At 39.9% G+C, this 16638-nt stretch carries 17 protein-coding genes and 1 pseudogene; 11 read left to right on the top strand and 7 right to left on the bottom strand.

Annotated features, from left to right (window positions below; translation table 11 throughout):
- Positions 1–151: 151 nt before the first annotated feature.
- On the top strand, positions 152–640 hold the full coding sequence (locus QF042_RS18300; protein ID WP_307531046.1) for a hypothetical protein: 489 nt from the start codon (positions 152–154) through the stop codon (positions 638–640).
- A gap of 79 nt (positions 641–719) precedes the next feature.
- Here QF042_RS18300 and QF042_RS26365 read toward each other — a convergent pair.
- Positions 720–1094 (bottom strand): annotated as a pseudogene (locus QF042_RS26365) (DUF4365 domain-containing protein); the annotation flags it as partial.
- 142 nt (positions 1095–1236) lie between these two features.
- On the opposite strand from QF042_RS26365, the gene QF042_RS18295 reads away from it, so the two are divergent.
- The 3 genes from QF042_RS18295 to QF042_RS18285 all read left to right on the top strand — a co-directional run bounded on the left by QF042_RS18295 (position 1237) and on the right by QF042_RS18285 (position 2503).
- Positions 1237–1509, top strand: coding sequence for a hypothetical protein (locus QF042_RS18295; RefSeq protein WP_307531044.1), 273 nt, complete (start codon positions 1237–1239; stop codon positions 1507–1509).
- Between the two features lie 67 nt (positions 1510–1576).
- Positions 1577–2086 (top strand): hypothetical protein, encoded by a 510-nt coding sequence (locus QF042_RS18290; RefSeq protein WP_307531042.1) that lies wholly within the window; start codon positions 1577–1579, stop codon positions 2084–2086.
- Between the two features lie 15 nt (positions 2087–2101).
- Positions 2102–2503, top strand: a complete 402-nt coding sequence (locus QF042_RS18285) for a hypothetical protein (protein ID WP_307531040.1) — start codon at positions 2102–2104, stop codon at positions 2501–2503.
- Here the strand turns inward: QF042_RS18285 and QF042_RS18280 are convergent.
- Positions 2500–4077, bottom strand: coding sequence for a potassium channel family protein (locus tag QF042_RS18280; protein ID WP_307531038.1), 1578 nt, complete (start codon positions 4075–4077; stop codon positions 2500–2502). The two genes, QF042_RS18285 and QF042_RS18280, sit on opposite strands and share 4 nt — an antisense overlap.
- 344 nt (positions 4078–4421) lie before the next feature.
- On the opposite strand from QF042_RS18280, the gene QF042_RS18275 reads away from it, so the two are divergent.
- The gene (locus QF042_RS18275) at positions 4422–5198 is read left to right on the top strand and encodes a DUF3560 domain-containing protein (protein ID WP_307531036.1); all 777 of its coding nucleotides are present in this window, start codon (positions 4422–4424) and stop codon (positions 5196–5198) included.
- Positions 5199–5388: 190 nt separating this feature from the next.
- Positions 5389–5568, top strand: a complete 180-nt coding sequence (locus QF042_RS18270) for a hypothetical protein (protein WP_307531034.1) — start codon at positions 5389–5391, stop codon at positions 5566–5568.
- Between the two features lie 569 nt (positions 5569–6137).
- On the opposite strand, the gene QF042_RS18265 is transcribed toward QF042_RS18270, so the two are convergent.
- Positions 6138–8525: a hypothetical protein gene (locus QF042_RS18265; RefSeq protein WP_307531032.1), complete on the bottom strand. Its 2388-nt coding sequence runs from the start codon at positions 8523–8525 to the stop codon at positions 6138–6140.
- Positions 8526–9434: 909 nt separating this feature from the next.
- On the opposite strand from QF042_RS18265, the gene QF042_RS18260 reads away from it, so the two are divergent.
- Together QF042_RS18260 and QF042_RS18255 are read left to right on the top strand one after the other, a co-directional pair.
- A complete protein-coding gene (locus QF042_RS18260) occupies positions 9435–10223 on the top strand; it encodes a hypothetical protein (RefSeq protein ID WP_307531029.1) in 789 nt (262 codons plus the stop codon).
- A 133-nt stretch (positions 10224–10356) separates the two neighbouring features.
- Positions 10357–11139 (top strand): hypothetical protein, encoded by a 783-nt coding sequence (locus QF042_RS18255; protein WP_307531028.1) that lies wholly within the window; start codon positions 10357–10359, stop codon positions 11137–11139.
- Positions 11140–11447: 308 nt separating this feature from the next.
- Here QF042_RS18255 and QF042_RS26360 read toward each other — a convergent pair whose 3' ends face one another.
- Positions 11448–11693, bottom strand: a complete 246-nt coding sequence (locus QF042_RS26360; protein ID WP_373459079.1) for a recombinase family protein — start codon at positions 11691–11693, stop codon at positions 11448–11450.
- Between the two features lie 331 nt (positions 11694–12024).
- Here QF042_RS26360 and QF042_RS18250 point away from each other — a divergent pair, with 331 nt between their 5' ends.
- The 3 genes from QF042_RS18250 (at position 12025) to QF042_RS18240 (ending at position 13866) form a co-directional block, all read left to right on the top strand.
- The gene (locus tag QF042_RS18250; RefSeq protein WP_307531026.1) at positions 12025–12405 is read left to right on the top strand and encodes a single-stranded DNA-binding protein; all 381 of its coding nucleotides are present in this window, start codon (positions 12025–12027) and stop codon (positions 12403–12405) included.
- A gap of 108 nt (positions 12406–12513) precedes the next feature.
- Positions 12514–13599 carry a DUF932 domain-containing protein gene (locus QF042_RS18245; RefSeq protein ID WP_307531024.1) on the top strand — a complete coding sequence of 362 codons (1086 nt, stop codon included), beginning with the start codon at positions 12514–12516 and terminating at the stop codon, positions 13597–13599.
- Positions 13600–13641: 42 nt separating this feature from the next.
- Positions 13642–13866 (top strand): hypothetical protein, encoded by a 225-nt coding sequence (locus QF042_RS18240; protein WP_307531022.1) that lies wholly within the window; start codon positions 13642–13644, stop codon positions 13864–13866.
- Between the two features lie 295 nt (positions 13867–14161).
- On the opposite strand, the gene QF042_RS18235 is transcribed toward QF042_RS18240, so the two are convergent.
- The 3 genes from QF042_RS18235 to QF042_RS18225 all read right to left on the bottom strand — a co-directional run bounded on the left by QF042_RS18235 (position 14162) and on the right by QF042_RS18225 (position 16557).
- Positions 14162–14470 carry a hypothetical protein gene (locus QF042_RS18235; protein ID WP_307531020.1) on the bottom strand — a complete coding sequence of 103 codons (309 nt, stop codon included), beginning with the start codon at positions 14468–14470 and terminating at the stop codon, positions 14162–14164.
- Positions 14471–14858: 388 nt separating this feature from the next.
- Positions 14859–15431, bottom strand: a complete 573-nt coding sequence (locus tag QF042_RS18230) for a hypothetical protein (RefSeq protein ID WP_307531018.1) — start codon at positions 15429–15431, stop codon at positions 14859–14861.
- A gap of 49 nt (positions 15432–15480) precedes the next feature.
- Positions 15481–16557, bottom strand: coding sequence for a sensor histidine kinase (locus tag QF042_RS18225; RefSeq protein WP_307531016.1), 1077 nt, complete (start codon positions 16555–16557; stop codon positions 15481–15483).
- Positions 16558–16638 lie beyond the last annotated feature (81 nt).

Here is a 16638-nt window from a genome sequence, read left to right as displayed (position 1 = left end):
AGTATACGTATGGCAACTTAAGGCATTAATCAATAAGGTCAAGCTCTGCAGCAGGTTTATGCCCCGGCGAAGAAACGTCACGAAATTCAAGTAGAGGAATAACAATGGAATTTTACTTGTAAATTGTGCCGTTTAATTTTCGCTCCATCTGATGAAAAATATTGTAAAATTTTTAATCCTATTCGGATTCCCAGGTACATATTTCTTTGCAAGGTTTTTTAAGCTACAAATATTTTCTGACTATTTAGGTTTAGCGGAAGTAGGGCTAAGGGATTATTTTGGACTGATCTTAGGATCGACTGCAACTATTCTTGGAGTTTTGATCGCTATTTTGCTCCTAGCTATCCAGTTTAGCAAAACTTCCTCATTGCGTCGTAAGCAGGAAACTGTTTTAGAGGATTGGAAAGTGTTTACCTTTTCAGCGCTTTCTATAGCTGTAATCGTGCTGTCGGTTTTTGCTTATATTACTGTAAATAGCGTAACCCAACCAGGAGCTATCAATATTGGCTATTTAATTACCTATCTTTTTTTAGCTTTTGTTGTTTTTCTTTTTCCAGCAGTAAATACGATCCTATCGACCTCGGATCATTTCTTCGGAGAAAGCCAAGGCTCAACATTTCTTCATGGATTTTTACTATAACAATGTTGTCAAGCGGCTTGTTAAACCTAAAAGTTAATGTGTCAGGATAATCCTTGTCTGGATATTTTTCCCGTAACTGTTTTTCAACCTCCTGCGCCCTTTCATAATAAAAAACATTTTCAGTTTGATGGTAAAGCATATAAAAAGCCGGTAGGCCATCATTGAGTAGGTAGTTAAGGTTTGAAACCTTAATTGCAAACGAAATACTGCCATCGTTGTTCTTTTCAATCGATTGAGTTGCCTTTAACTGAATCGGAAACCTAATGTTGGTGTTATTCGCATTTGACTTAATTTCAAGAGACAAATCCACACCTTTATCATGCTGAAATTCATCGCGTATTTCAAAATCATGAGCACTAAACATATCCCGAAACTTACTTCTGGAAAGTGTCTCTAAATTTGCATTTACATCCGATTTAGGCAGTGATTGGTTATTGAATTCATCTCTGGTCATTTGTTCTGGGACTGATAAGCGAAGTTATCGAATTAAAAAGTGATTTTATATTTTCATAAGGTTATCAGACGCTAGACCATTAACAAAAAAATCTATATTCGTATTTTATTAACTTGTTGCTAAATATTTTATCCCAAATATCATGCAGAGAAATCCAGTAAGACTGGGGGAAATGAATATTGTTACTGATGAAATGGTGCTAACTTTGGTAGGGCAGCACATCGAAAAAGCATTTTATAAAATTTATTTGCCATTTAAAAACCGAATAACAATGGGCTTTATCAATCAGCAGAATTACAGGTATCTATGCGACGGCCTTACTTATGAAAGCAGTGATTTGGAAGTTTTAGAAACCGTGCTTAACGCTTACAATGAAAAAACAGGTCATATTGATGCCATTATAAAAAGGAAATAAGCACTATGGTTTTCAGCATAAGGTCGAGTTACCAGGGAATCAGATAATATTTAATTTGGATGTCTATATGACAGCTGATGGGAAGCAGCTGGTTACTGCCGATGCGATGCAAATTAAAGATACAAGTGGCCTGCCACCCGGTCTTCACCTTAATTTGCAATCTCCGTCTTTAGATGTTCCTCAGAGGATCGAAATACCGTTGAAATATATTTTGAATGGACTACCAACTCTATCTGGAACGCATATGGTTTACCTTCACGCGCTGCAAATTAACGATAAGGAGACTTTCGTATATTATGGAAAGACTAAGCGAGGATGGATGAAAAGATATATTGAACACGTCAAATTAGCCATGAAGGGATCAAGCAGAGAATTTCCTGGCTTATATGGAAATGCAATTAAGAACAGGTATAATCAGCTATTCGGAAAACCTCTGGACCCGAGCGGCCAAGTATATACTGGTTCGTATCATGTAGTATGCGTTGCTGGACTCAATGGAGCGGATGCTAACGAAGTAGAAAGATATCTAATTAAAAAACATAGCCTCTCAAATGCTCAAGGTTTGAATATGGTTTAAGCAAAAGCACAAACTATGAATGGTCCACTTGAACAATTGGTAAAAAGAGTAAGAAAACTAATGAAAGATCCAGATATGAGGAGGCCTAATAATATACACATGGGGAATTTTCCAGGAGGCTGCTGCGAATCTGGATCGGTTATCCTGGCCTGTATCCTCAAAGACAATCAGTTTGGTGACTGGGACTTGGTTTGTGATGGTACTTTAGGCCGCTCCCATTGCTGGCTAGAGTTGGACGATCTTATAATAGACATTACTGCCGACCAATTTGATCCCAATATCGATAAATGGATTTTCAAAAAGGGACAAAAATATTTATCTAAAAAATTCAAAGAAACCCGACGAAAGAAAGCATCACAAGGTAACTGGGATTTAGAAATGCTTACTGTTTTGAAAAATGTTAGAACCCGGATTTAATATTTTAAATTAGCGAATCCAGCCACCAAAAAGCCAATACTCATACCACCGAACAGCGCTTCTATAGATGCTACTACCCTTAAAAAGTCTTTTGGTGTAAAATCGCCATAACCTAACGTCGTGAATGTTATAGTACTATAGTATAAAGAATCTGCGAAAGACATTTCCGCCTGAAGATTTGGCATATTCATCGAACTCTGATTGTAAAAGAAGGTAATACCACATACTAAAATCATCAAAAGAGACCAACCTACTATATTAAAAGGTCTTCTTCCATATCCCCAATAGAGGTCATTAAGTAGTGAAAATAAGTACCGAGCAGTTACGTAGGCAATATTTAAAAGAAGATAAAACTTTTCCTTAAATGCAGAAATTTTAAAGCTCGACCTGATCTGTTGTGTAGAAATTGCATCGAACAGAGATAGGCGATCACGTCTCTTTTCTTTCAAGAAATATATAATTGCATTTCTATCGTCTCCTTGATCTGCATAAGTCTTTTTCAAAATCTGATAGGTTGAAGTAAAACCTTGTTTACCCATGTGATCAGCATGCACATCATGAATATGAGTATTATTTAGAACAGCATTAAACCGTCCACCGATGATCCGGATCATCCCTAGACTGGAGTCAGATATTTTCCCGCTAATATTGGTTCTATAGAAATTCCACTGCGCTATATTTGAATCTTTTATCCTAAGATTGGCAAGTGAGCAATTACTAAACTCAACTAAGGGGTACTCCAGATTTTCGCAGGTCAGATCATCAACGATACTGTTTTCAAACCTGAGCACCAGTCCCGCCGAATTGATATGTCCTTGAATGGTCAGGTAGGATGCGTTAACAAATTCAAAATATTTAGGATTTATCAATCCAACGGCATTTGGCTGAATGGTAATCCCGCCCACTTTTAACATTTCAAAGTTATCCAAAATCGATATTTTAATCGCGGTTGAACGAATCCCTGAAGCGCTGGTATAACTAAAGACCTCTTCATTACTCCGAGTGCCAAAAGCCTTAATTCTAGTTAGCTCGCACCAATCCAGATAGCTCATGAACTTCTTTTTCAAAACGAATCTTTCTTCCTTTCCCCACATTGTACTTATCTTGTTGGAAAGATCAATATCTGAAAGGAAATCTCCGTTTGAGTTTTCTCCTTCTTTGTAAAAAATATATTTTTGCTTGTCGTCGTCTCTAGCATCCTTTAAATTCACACAATTACTAATGCCGTATCGCATAAGCGCATCATCTGATAATTCAAAATTTTCCTTCCATTCAACAAAACGGTTAAGCTTTTGAGCGAAATGGTCAAGTATTCTTGGTAAATCATATTTGACCCTCCATGCATAAAAAGTAGTGGGTTTCATGCTCCAGATTTCTTCAGGAGTTAGCTTATCTTTCTTTAGAATTTCCTCCCGTTCAATTTCATCTTTCATTTTCTCCATCTCATTGAGAAACCCCCTCATATATTTCTGAGCCTGTTCAGGCCCGATGCCTAATTCGTCGAAAATAGGTTTAGCAGATATCATTTTCTGTGGCTCTGCTTTTTTATTACCTGAAGGCTTATTCTTTTTCATCAAGATTAAAAATTTCAGCCATTAAGATACAGTTTAATTTTTTGGATAGAAATCGCGTATTTTCTTTGGAAGATCTATGGTCATATTAAATTCTTTTCAACTGAAACGGATAAAAAGGCCGTGAATTTCGGGTGCTCCTTTCTCTGCGAGCGCATAATGTTCTGGCTGCGCCAGAACACCCTCCGGGACTTATAGCTCTCCGTTCTCTATGCACCCGTTTTTCCGGACTTTCTTTTTTCCGTTTTTTCTTTTGAAAAAAATTTTTTTGGAAAAGGGAAGAAGATAATTATAAGGTTTTCAAATTAGAGACGGTGTAGTGCAGCCGCAGAATTGCATTTAGGATTATGAAACATGATTTTCATCAACGCAGGGAAAACCGCATTGCAGGTGCGGAAGAAAAAGCTTCAAAGAATGAAGCAGAATCGGACAGATTATATCAGCTCAGTCAGAAAATGGCGGATGCGATCCCGATGGGACAGCCTATCCTTATCGGGCATCATTCCGAAAAGTCTGACCGCAGATATAGGGATAAGATATCGGGTGCGATGAAACGGTCGGTTGAGGCGAACAATAAGGCCGCATATTATGCGGAGAAGGCGGACAGCATCAAAAACAATGATGCCATCTTTTCGGACGACCCCGAGGCGGTGGAACAGTTAGAAGAAAAGTTGAACAGTTTAAAGGAAATGCAGGGCTTTATGAAAGCGGCCAATAACTGCATCAGAAAGGATGATAAGACGGCTTTTTTAAAACTAAAGTATGGTAATGATGAGATGTGGGAGGAGCTTATACACGATAAATTTGGGGGTAAGGGGTTTGCCCATTTTACCTTAACAAACAATAGTGCCAATATCAGGCGTATTGAAAAAAGGTTGTTGGCTTTAAAGAAACAGGGGCAGACCGTGGCAGTTGATGCAGTAATCAACGGGGTACGTATTTTGGAGAACAGGGCGGCCAACCGTCTTCAGCTTTTTTTCAATGGAAAGCCCTTGCAGGAGGTAATCACACAGTTAAAACAGCACGGCTTCCGTTGGTGCAGATCGGAGGAGGCGTGGCAACGGCACATCAGTAACAATGCACTTTATTGGAGCAGGATCATAGCCGGAATGGTAAAAGCATAAGCAAATTTTTGGACGGGCAGGGTTGCTCTAACTACCCCCCTTTTATGGTAAGTTAAGAGTTAATAATTAGTTAGGCCACAATTGGCCTAGCTGATTTAAGGGGTCTGGATGCCATCCTGTTTAGCCCGAGAAAGACGGGGGAATTTGAATACTTATAATTAAATTTTCTGTATAGGAACAAAATACAATTATGATGAAAGTTATAGGTCTTGCAGGCAGGCCGATCAGGGTGAACGATCTGGAAACAGCGATCACGGAAGCAGACCGTTTTAGAAATCAATATCACGAAGACCCGAGGTTTGCGGAGCTGGATAAAAGGCTCCGCGCATATTGGGAGGATTTTTATCAGAAACTTATTGTTTTGAGGTGATATATGAAATCGGGCGCGGCCGTCCGCTGGACGGCCGGAAGCCTCGCGTCCTGCGGACACTCGGCTGGAATAATCCATCAGCTCCTAGATGTGACCGGTTTCTGTCTGCGGTTGCTTTGGTCTTTGCCAAATTTAAAATCCCACGAGACTAGATAAATGATCTAAATGTAATCCTGCAGATATTTTAGTTTGCTTTCAAACGTTTCCGACGTTCAAAATGTATCATCACCTTCACCGTTTTATGTCTAAATTTCAGAAGCATTTTAATTCCTGTTTGCCGGATCAGCGGTGATGAGGCAGGGTTTTTGATAATCATGCATATTTAAGACAATGTCTGGTAAAATTTACAGAATATAAAATTTGTTTCTCTAAGGAACTATGTTTTTGCGCATGACTATATTGGATTTTCGTTAATGAATAGCCTAAATATTGTTCTTCCTAGCAATTATTTACTTAAGGTTTATGACATTTCACCCCACTATCTTAATTATCCTTTTGTTTCATTCTTCCTGAAAAGATAGTTCAGATCCAGCCGCTGAAAACATCGAGTGTTTTCTAAGAGAATGGGATCACTCATCGGCCTTGATATTTTTTAGATACCTGTTTTCAAAAAGTTCAGAGGAAAGCCAACAGCCTAACACACTATAGGGGTAATGCGGTTTGTCGATGTTCATTCCGATTACCAGTTTTCCCTTTGCGCCATCCATTCTTGCATCATAAAGGATATCACCCATAATATCATCTCTTTCCTCCCGTAAGCGGTCATAATAACTGTAACCTGCTATAGTAAACTGACGTTCCTTATCGGCAGTTTCCAGCAAGATCCAGTTGTGGAGGAATTCTGCTTTTCCGTTGTGCATTTTCTGTTCCTGCTCATCGACGAACTTTTCAAGGTATTGCTGCAGATCTATTGGTACGTTCAGTAGGATATAAGATGTTTCCAGCCAGGTCTGGAACTGTTTCTCTTCCAGCCTGATTAGCATGTCTTTCCACCACCGGGTTTTGGTCAGTTCGGGTTTGATAACCTTTTCACCGTGTGCTGTGCCGATAATATAGTTGTCGAGTTCCTTGGATTTAAGATCCATTTTGAACAGGCCGATTTTTTCCAGGTCTTTTCCGAAGTTGAAGCCTTCGTCAAGGTACCAGGCGAGAAGATCCAGTTCATCGCCCATGTACTGGATATTTGCTTCGAGTTCACGGCGGCGCTGCAAGTAGTGGATTTTTTCAGCTGCAAAGGGCAATAGGTCAAATACAACCTGAAGATCAGTTAGGCTGACGGAGGTCGCAAGTTCTTCGATTTTTTTATCGGTAACGCCAGCATTGATGAGCTGTTTTAGGTTGCTTCCCATCATGCCCAAATGGGATAGAGTTACCCCCAGGGGAATAAAGTATTTAAGTTCAGCTGAACTGAAGCGGTTATTGGGGCCTTTTTTTACTTTAAGGGACAGTTCGCCCGGGTTTTCCTGCAAGAATTCAATGAAGCGCAGTGCCTGTTCGGAGGGTTCTTCGATAAGCTCCCGAAGGGTTTTGAACAGGCGGTCGGGCGCAGCGCGTTTTGCAGGTGGACTGACCGTGCCAGCCTTTGCCTCGATGACTAGGGCAAATTTATTTATAATAACCAACAGGTCATTTTCATAACGTTTTCCGTCTTTACCATGCCAAAGGCTGCCGGGATAGACCTTTGCCATGGGGAACGAGGAACGGAATAGTTTAGCGATCTCGTTTTCCAGGTAAGTGCCTCTGATCTCATTGTATTTATTGCGCAGTTTTTCATTCATTGCACATAGGCTTTCCAGCAAGCCCATGCTAAAGTGTGTCATGACCGACCATAGTCCACTAAAGATTTTCTTTTCATCAAGCTTTATAAAAGGCTTCTGCTGTACGGGATTACTGAGCAGGAAATGGTCGGGATCAAAATCTGCGAGGTCTCCGAAATTGAGGCTGATCAAGCCGAATGCTTCCTGTAGTTTTTCTGCCGAAATTTTTCCTTCTGCCAGAGATTCCAGCGTCGGGAAATCAAAGGTGAAAAGGTCTTCGAGAAATAAGTCTGAATGCATGAGAAACATTTGTTTTAGCCTCAGACTGCTCTTGCCGAACATCTTCCAAAGCTTTTTGCGCCCCCTTTGGTCCGTCTTGCCAGTGGGGAAATGTGCTTCGTAAGCATCAAAAATCTTCTCGTAATGGTTATGACGCATGATTTCGACCGTTTTTAGTCGGTGTATGTTGATGCGTTCCTCTACTTCTTCGGTCATGCTGTAGAGCAGTTGGAGGAAGACTACCGGGTCAAAGCCATGGTGGGCGGTAAAAGCTGGACTCACTGCTGCAGCAAGATCAAGGGTTACCTTTTTCATCTGGTGGTCATAAGACCAGTTTCTCACAGCAGTAGTATTCATGATCATTTCCGTGCGGAGCAGATGAAAGGGCAGGTCGTCTGCCGAGAGCACTGATGCTGGGAAATTGAATTGCTTAAGGCGGTAGCATTCGCCGATTTCCATAAAATCCTTTTTGAACTCACCAACTTCTGCGGAGAAGGGGCGTACATCATAGTTTCTTGGAAGCGTCAGGGCAAAGGCCTGGAGCAGTTCTTGGTAATAGGGTTGGAATTCTATAGAACCTTTCATCGCTTCTTCATCATAGCCTGCTTTTGCTACCATGAAATAATAGAATACGAAGGATATCAGCTTGGGTTGGTCGTGTGTTCCGATCCAGTATTTTATCTTATGGTATTTTTCCGTGAAATTTTCCGATGCATTTTTGCCAATAGTCTTGAGTGCATCAAGTCTCTCCTCGAAAGTGCTTTCTTCAGTCCCGTCAAAGCTGGCTTCAAAATATTTCATTTTGATCGGATCTGGTGCCATGCCATTGGATCTCATGGTTTCGGTCAATTGCCGCAGGGTAGGGAGCTTAGCATTTTTGATCTTTTTTTTTGTCTTTTTCCGGGTTCTGCTTGTAGGCATAGATTTGAGCGTTTGTGAGATCAATTTACGCCATTTCTGCTGTTTTTAAAGGTTTGTTATCAACATATTTTTCTATTGTGAGAGATGAAACTATGCACTTTCAGTGCATAGTGATTTAGTTGCTTTTTGCGCCAATGCCCCCCGTCTTACAATCAAAGTTAGGTTGATTCATTCTGGTAGAAATATAAACGCCAATTTGCCTTAAGGTTACTGGAATCGACGTCAAAGTCCGTCAGGGCAAGATAGAGGTATTGTTAATGGTATACTTAGATGATTAGGGTACCAGAAAACGGCTTAGTGAAGACAGAGATTCCAGATCGTTTCGAAATCTTTGTTAAATCTGCCTTTGCTGTTCGTTAAAATCTTAAGCTGTTTTGGAGCTTAGCTATATATTTATATGTTAATTTAGGTTGAAAATGCTTGATGGAATCCCTTAGTATGCTGACGACTGCTTAACTTCTAACTCTTTTGCTTTAATGTTGTATCCTTTTTTGTTTGAATTGATCAATACAGTAAATATTGCTTCTGTGCCATCGTCATTTAGCCATCAATTATGTAAATTTGGATCCAAAATAGTTCCCGTCTGATAGATTTCATGTAAATTTTCAAATGAATATTGGAAATTCTTATTATATAATTCAGCTATATAAGAATAAAAATTGAAGCGCAATAGATCCTTATTCCTAAAATCATATCCGAGGTTTGACACGATAGCAGCCTTCATGTCGATAAACCACAAGAAAAACTAAGAGCCTGTATCCACGGAATTTCAAAAACATAGTAATAATCAAATATGTAGTTCATCGGATACAAGGAAGACTGCAAAAATATACTAAGCATTGGTTAAAATCAAGGAAGTTGTCGAATAAATTAATGCATAATTTTGATTGCCTATGTAAATAACTTCTTATGAAATTTAAACGCTCGATATTTAATCACTTATCAGTAAAAATAGCTATATTATCTCTATTTCTTCCAATATCCACCTACGCACAAGAGCAAAAGGATTTGGGCGTTGGGACATTTACACTCCAATACTTTTACTATCCAAACCATGTCTTTTCAAACGATAGCACAAATAATATACTTTTAAAAAGGATTTATCATATAAAACATCACAGAGTAATCATTAAGACAATCGGCCCTTTGGAAACGATTCAAAAAGATACTGTTGAAGTATCTTCAGAAGATAAGGATATGGAAGTAAAATCCAAGATGGAAGCTAAGGCGCTTTACCCGATCTATTTAGCTGATTATAAAAATAAAGATTACTTCATGTTTTTTGAGCATACAAAAAAAACATTTTACTATCGGGACTCACTGAAAAATCATCCTGAAGACCTTTATAGCCCTAAGGCCAGTAATATTGTTAAACCCATAATAATTAATATTAAAGGTGGAGAGATCAACATTGCAGGCAAGCGTTGCTTAACGGCTCTTGCTGTTACAGGAACAGATACCACTAAATTTTATTACACTGAAGAGAAACTCAAATTTGTATCTCCCCTTAATATAATACCGGGTGTAAAAAATCCGATTTTAGGTATTCAAACTTTACAGAAAGATGGTAGGGCCTTTGGCCTTTTTATAATCAACATAAAAGATGAGGAGCTACCTAACGATACTTTTACGGTTCCTTCAACAGCCCGATTAAAAACATGGGATGAAGTTATGTACCTAAGCAAAACTCCAAACTAATATTTGGGATATATATCTGATATCCGCAGACCTCTTGCAACAATATTAGTAATAAGCTTCAACGCTGAAAGAATCCTTTTCTGATAAAATATAACATCACAGCCAAGCAGGATAAATGTAAAAAACCAGAAACATGAAAACAAACAAAAAACTCTTGATTAACCTCCTATCAGTTATTTTTCTTATAACACTATTAGCTTCCTGTAGTAAAGAGAAAATTGATAAGAAAGAAACATCTGATATTGAAGTTTCCGATCAGCTTTATAAACAGAAGCTGCAAGCATTAACAGTAAGCAATAATTCAAAAGCACAAGAATTGGGGATTAATTTTATTGCTGCGAAGGATACCATACGTCAAAGCTTCAAATCCTACCAACAGGCTTATGAATTTATTGCCGCACTAAAAAAAGGTATTAGCTCAACTCGGGTTGATACAGCGACTACAAGTAAATCTCTAAATAAAACCATGTCAAGTCTTGCGGTGGCTAATGGTGTAGACAATGTCTTCTATAATGTCAATTGCTCAAACGCGGCCCCTATCAGTGGGACATGGGGAACCGGCTCCATAACAGGTACTTGGGTAGTGAGTGGTTCTCTTGGGTATTCATATACCCAAAATAGTTCAACATCCCCCAAAGTTTACAAGACTGTTATGCCCATTGGAACTTCTCTCTCCGTTCCTTTTATGGCGTATTCAGGTGTAGGTGCAATGACAGCGTCAGCTGGTGGGTGGAACGGATCTGCTGCATCTTATACTATGCAAAGAAATGCACAGGTAACCTATTCGATTACAACCGGGGGAACTACAATCAACGGATCGGTAGCACTCGTCATTACTTTTACCTCTAATATTTCTTGGACGCCGGCACCCCAAACAGTGTATGTTAATCACTCAATGTCTGCACAAGCTTATTAACAATAATTGACCATCGCTGTCCTGCCGCTGTGATGTTAATCTAACAGAAACTAATGCAAAAACAGGCTGTTTATCTGCAATAAGTCAGCTCCTGCATTGCCATAATCGTCAAATGCAATCATAATTTTTATGTCAGATATTAAGCGTAATATATTAATCGCCGCTCTTATTTAGGGTTTCTTTGACTAAAAGATAAAAGCCAGAACAAGAATCAAAAGCCCTATTGAGCCGCTTATTTCCAATAGATAATCTTTCATTTACTTAGATTTTTGTTTTTCTGTTAACCCATCATAAATTTTAAGGTATCTCTAGCAAGTTGCCCGGCTGATTCTCGACCTATCCAATTTCCGAACAAGAACAGTTTCACCTTTTCTCAACTTTTCAAATAATTTAATCAACTCTGGCCGTTCTTTAGACTTACTGGAAATTTTTTCCTGGAAAATAATTTCGCAACCTACTTTATTTGAGGCATCTATTTGTAAATCCATATTTTGGTCTCGTGTGATAACTCGTGCGTGACCTATATAAAAATGTTTGTCATATGAATATATCAAACATAGATTGATGATACAATTTATTGAGGCAAGTATTTTGCTTTTTTCTCACTATTAACCTAGGACATAAATTGCCAATTGGTCACCGATTAAACGCGCTTGCAGTCTTTCCAATCGAAACGGATAAAAAGGCCGTGAATTTCGGGTGCTCCGTTCTCTGCGAGCGCATAATGTCCTGGCTGCGCCAGAACACCCTCCGGGACTTATAGCTCTCCGTTCTCTCTGCACCCGTTTTTCCGGACTTTCTTTTTTTCCGTTTTTTCTTTTGAAAAGATTTTTTGGGAAAAGGGAAAGGAAACAAAAACAATGTAAAACTTAAAATTTTTTGATCATGGAAATTACAGGAAGATTAACAGGAGATGCAACGGTAAAGACATTGAGCGGAGAACGGAAAGTGGTAAACTTTTCTATTGCTATCAATGACAGTTACCGCAGTGGTGGCGAACAAAAGAAGATTACCACATTTTTTGAGTGTTCATACTGGTTGAACACAGGTATTGCCGGATACCTTAAAAAGGGCGGTTGGGTTCAGCTTTACGGCAGGGTGGGTGCCAATGCCTACATTAATGGTGACGGCGAGGCTAAGGCATCGCTGACCTTTCATACCTCAGAAGTTAAGCTGTTAGGTTCGACGGGAAGCGGTGGAAAGAGAGCTGTGCGAACGGGTAGAAATAGAGGCGAAGGGTCGCAAAGAGGGAAGAAACGCAGCTAGACAATGCCAAGGCTTTTGACGGAGGGATTCCCTTTTAAAAGCTCATTATTATTTCAGCTACAGTTAGCGCGCTCAATTTAATCAAACTTTAATTTAAAATTTTTCATCATGTCACATCACTTAAATTATAACAGCAGAACAGATAAGTACAGTTTTTTTTCGGTAAAGGAAAAAGCATGGCATGGACTGGGTACCATAGTGGAATCTTATCCAAATTCGGCCGAAGCCTTGAAATTTGCAGGGCTTGATTATACAGTGGAGAAACGGCCTTTGTTTACTGTGGACTCACATAATCTTGCAACGTTTAAAAGTCCTGATGGGGATGAAATGTATGACGGGTTTTTGTCCGACATTTTAGTGCCGAATTATTATTCAACGGTTAGGACGGACACCGAGGAAGTTCTCGGGGTAGTGGGCAAAGACTATAAAGTGGTACAGAATACCGAAGCCTTTTCATTTTTTGATAGTATTGTCGGCGGTGGCGAGGGTATCCTCTATGAGACTGCAGGAGCCTTGGGTAAGGGAGAACGCATTTTTATTACTGCTAAACTGCCCTCTTATATCAAGGTGGGAAAGGATGACCTCATCGAGCAATACTTATTTCTGACCACTTCGCATGATGGTTTTGGGAGTATCACCGCGGCTTTTACGCCTGTCCGTATTGTATGTAACAATACGCTTAATGCTGCATTAAAAAATTCTTCTAATGTTGTTCGTATCCGTCATTCTTCAGGGGCTAACGACAGGCTTAAACAGGCGCATACCCTGATGGGTATTTCGGGTAGGATCGGGGATGAAATGGAGTCCATTTTTAACCACTGGGCAAAGGTGCGGATTACCGATGACGAACTAAAAAAACTAGTGCAGACCGCAATGGCGCCGAACAGGGAGGTTTTGGACAAACTGCAAAAAGGACTGATCGATGAAGCTTCAAGCGTATATAAGAATATTGTTGACGAAGTTTATAGCTATGCCTTGAGCGCACCCTCTCAGTTGATCGATACCGCCCAAGGGACACTTTTCGGGGCGTATAATGCGGTGACGGGCTACTATCAGAATGCCAGAAAGTTCAAGGACAATGAAGCTAAGTTTAAATCCATTATCGAGGGGACGGCCAAGCAGAGAGGACAGTCAGCCTTTGACCTGTGTCTGCATCTTGGGAGAAACGGTAATGTAGGCTTTCAGTTGAATTAATTCATCGGGAGCGGTGCTGCCGCTCCCATAAAACTTAAGATTATGAGCAGGCTAACAGAAAATACAGATTATTGCGCTTTACTGGAAATTGCGCAGACCTTGCCACATTTCGATAATTTATCAGATATGGGCATTTCGGCAGGAGATGCAGTACGCATACGCCATGCAGAGAATATTATTAAGGATGTGATCGGGAACAATGGTTATGAGACTTTATATAGAAGTAAGAGCATAGCGCTTAGAAAAATAAAGGAGATAAAACAATAAGAACAAATTTTGATAAGCATCATTCCTATGGCAAATGTTACGGGTTGGCATCGTGGAAAACCGCGGTTTTTTTCTGAACCTCGGCAGTTCTGTTCTTAGAAGATACCGATGTAAGGTTTTCAAAAATTGTCCGGCGGCGGGCTTCGCCCGCCCGTTTTTTCGGCAGCGGTTTTCCACGGCACCATTGCCTGGTCAAAAGCCGACTGCCACTATTAGGCGTTTCTAAATTGTCAATGCAGCCTATAAATATTTGGTTTCACTGGATTTGTTAGCTTTTTATTTAGTTATCTACTATTCAATCATTATCGTAGATATCATATTCACTGCTGGAAAGTACCTCAAACTTTTTGTAAAATTCGCCCCGATAGTAAAACATGTAGGTAACCGGGCTGGTCTTTAAGCCTGTTCCCGCTATATGCCAGTCAGATTCACATATTATCTCCATCAATTGGTCTTCCGTGAAATTGTATATCTCTTCATTTTGCACATAAATCAGTATACAGTTGTTTTTGCCTGCAGTCACCAGCCATCCACGCTGACTGAAATATTCGGCAAGGAGCAACGCTCTAGCCTTAGCATATTCACTTGACTCATTTATTTCCATAAAAACAAAATAAATAAAAAACCGGAAACTTAAAAATCTTACTTCAACTATGGTAAGGGAGAGGGGATGTTGGTGTTTTCAGTAGAAATCTGCATTGTTTCTTTACTTTATAGCAGAATGGGTGGGATATGCCTGTTTATATGAAAGGCAAGCTTGGTGTTTTCGTTTAAAGTATAATTTTGCGGGTGTGAGAAGCAAAAAAGGGATAATCAAATTAATGATTACCCCCATCTAAATTAACGCTCTCAACTGAAAGTTGATGTAAGGCTCTCACCCCTTACTAAACAATAATACGCAAAAAAAGGTTAAACGGTTTTAATGCAAGAAATAATTTTTTCGCATACGAGCCTCAGCAAGGCAGAGTTGACTTAATCCAAATATGCGTTCCTTAAAGTTTATAGGTAAAACTTATTTTCCTTTTTGTGTACTGATACGCATTATTTTTGTCCTGCATGGCCAGTTCGTCGATATAGCGGTTTGCCAGAACTTTATAGTTATCAAACAACTCTTTCCTGGATGTCATGTGGACCTTGCTGAACATCCAGGATTCATCGTTCGTAAAACGGTAGCATAGTTCGCTATAAATCTGTGCCCTAAGCTGCCGTGCCCTAAAATCCTGCATTCCTATTTTGACTGCTTTTTCTATCTGCGTTTTTGCTCTGGTCAGGTTTTCCAACGTACCTTTTGTGCATTGATATGGCTGGGCGAGCATCTGGTTGTACGCATAATAAATAAGGGAACGGTTAAATAAACTGAACGTATCATTTTTGTCCTTTTGAAGATTCTTGTCCAAGCTGTCAGCGACCTTAGTGTATTTGTCCTTTGGGGGCACCTGAAGCATACCGTCCTCGACGGTTGAAAGCTGTCCAAAAACGGTTTTGGTCATTGGAAGCTGACCATGGGATTTCACGGCTAAGCAAAATATGAATATAAGGGTGGTTATTATTGTTTTGTTTTTCATATGGTGATGTTTTAGTTAGGGTTATGGTCATTAAAATAGTATTTGGCCGCTATGGGCCGAGCCTGACCAATATCTTCAGTTCGAAAAAATCGGGGTTTATTACGCAGTCCATTTCGGCATCTTTTCCATAGGCAATTTTTAGTCGCTGCCGAATATTGTCCAGACCTTTGTTCATGCTAATGGGCCGGCTTTTCCTGTCTGGCAAATTCCGCGACGTTATTTTCAGGAATTCACCGTCGTATTCGATTTGCAGCATTGCCGGGTGATTTGCGTCAAAAATAATCCCATGCTTAAATATGTTTTCGGCAATAGTGATGAGCACTAGTGGTATAAAGTTGATTTTTTCCACCCCGTCTCCGACTTTAAATTCGAGATAAAGCTCCTGCTCAAAACGACTGCGATGGAGGCTGATCAGGTTTTTAACCTGTTCGATTTCTTCCCCCAAAGGGAGCGTTGCTGCTTTGAATTCGCTGTCTATGCTGTATCGCATCAAGTTCGAAAGTGTGATGACTGCTTCAGCTGCTCTGGGCGAGGTGGCAATGATATCGCCGTATATAAAACTGAGTGTATTAAATAGTAAGTGTGGGTTGATCTGAGCCTTTAAATAGGAGTTATGGGAATGCTGGAGCTTTGCTTCCATTTCACGCTCGGCGAGCTGTAAATCAAACTTTGCTTTTTCGGCGGCTTCCCTGGCTCGGATTTCTTTGAGATGCTGCAGGAAGAGGTAGTAAAATCCAGCGTTGCCGATAAACATAAGCGACCGCCAAAGAACACCAAAAACATATCTGTAGCCCATTTCGATCTGCTGTATCGTTTTCCAGGATGGAGCGTTGATTATATGCGTATCTATGAAGTAGTTCAGTACGAGATAGCATAAAAAGGTCAGCCCGCCAATGACCGGAAGTTTCCACAGCCAGCAGAATTTTTTTCCGAATATCCATGGATAGGCCCAATGGGCGCAAAAATAAAAAAGTGCAATGTTGAGAGAGTAATGTACAAGGTAGCTATCGATATCCCCAAACTTGCCCGTAGCCACGGTGATAATAAGGATCTCTGTAGGGACAAAAAGCAACCACCCGATGAAGTGGATCCTATACCTTTTTATAAAACTCAAAATAATTTTCATCACGGCTATAATTCATTTGGTCACCCTTGCACAATCCCCCGTGTAATAACTTCTTTTTGGCTTTTTTCAGCGCCTAGTTTC

This window comes from Pedobacter sp. W3I1 (assembly GCF_030816015.1).
Lineage (GTDB): Bacteria > Bacteroidota > Bacteroidia > Sphingobacteriales > Sphingobacteriaceae > Pedobacter.
This window is presented reverse-complemented; position numbering and strand designations above follow the sequence as displayed.

What these genes read in the sequence shown, in the direction of transcription:
- QF042_RS18265 (WP_307531032.1), bottom strand. Translation starts at nt 8,525, where the DNA reads ATGCCTACAAGCAGAACCCGGAAAAAGACAAAAAAAAAGATCAAAAAT.
- QF042_RS18295 (WP_307531044.1), top strand. Translation starts at nt 1,237, where the DNA reads ATGCAGAGAAATCCAGTAAGACTGGGGGAAATGAATATTGTTACTGAT.
- QF042_RS18235 (WP_307531020.1), bottom strand. Translation starts at nt 14,470, where the DNA reads ATGGAAATAAATGAGTCAAGTGAATATGCTAAGGCTAGAGCGTTGCTC.
- QF042_RS18255 (WP_307531028.1), top strand. Translation starts at nt 10,357, where the DNA reads ATGAAAACAAACAAAAAACTCTTGATTAACCTCCTATCAGTTATTTTT.
- QF042_RS18260 (WP_307531029.1), top strand. Translation starts at nt 9,435, where the DNA reads ATGAAATTTAAACGCTCGATATTTAATCACTTATCAGTAAAAATAGCT.
- QF042_RS18290 (WP_307531042.1), top strand. Translation starts at nt 1,577, where the DNA reads ATGACAGCTGATGGGAAGCAGCTGGTTACTGCCGATGCGATGCAAATT.
- QF042_RS18280 (WP_307531038.1), bottom strand. Translation starts at nt 4,077, where the DNA reads ATGAAAAAGAATAAGCCTTCAGGTAATAAAAAAGCAGAGCCACAGAAA.
- QF042_RS18230 (WP_307531018.1), bottom strand. Translation starts at nt 15,431, where the DNA reads ATGAAAAACAAAACAATAATAACCACCCTTATATTCATATTTTGCTTA.
- QF042_RS18240 (WP_307531022.1), top strand. Translation starts at nt 13,642, where the DNA reads ATGAGCAGGCTAACAGAAAATACAGATTATTGCGCTTTACTGGAAATT.
- QF042_RS18245 (WP_307531024.1), top strand. Translation starts at nt 12,514, where the DNA reads ATGTCACATCACTTAAATTATAACAGCAGAACAGATAAGTACAGTTTT.
- QF042_RS18250 (WP_307531026.1), top strand. Translation starts at nt 12,025, where the DNA reads ATGGAAATTACAGGAAGATTAACAGGAGATGCAACGGTAAAGACATTG.
- QF042_RS18275 (WP_307531036.1), top strand. Translation starts at nt 4,422, where the DNA reads ATGAAACATGATTTTCATCAACGCAGGGAAAACCGCATTGCAGGTGCG.
- QF042_RS18225 (WP_307531016.1), bottom strand. Translation starts at nt 16,557, where the DNA reads ATGAAAATTATTTTGAGTTTTATAAAAAGGTATAGGATCCACTTCATC.
- QF042_RS18300 (WP_307531046.1), top strand. Translation starts at nt 152, where the DNA reads ATGAAAAATATTGTAAAATTTTTAATCCTATTCGGATTCCCAGGTACA.
- QF042_RS18285 (WP_307531040.1), top strand. Translation starts at nt 2,102, where the DNA reads ATGAATGGTCCACTTGAACAATTGGTAAAAAGAGTAAGAAAACTAATG.
- QF042_RS18270 (WP_307531034.1), top strand. Translation starts at nt 5,389, where the DNA reads ATGATGAAAGTTATAGGTCTTGCAGGCAGGCCGATCAGGGTGAACGAT.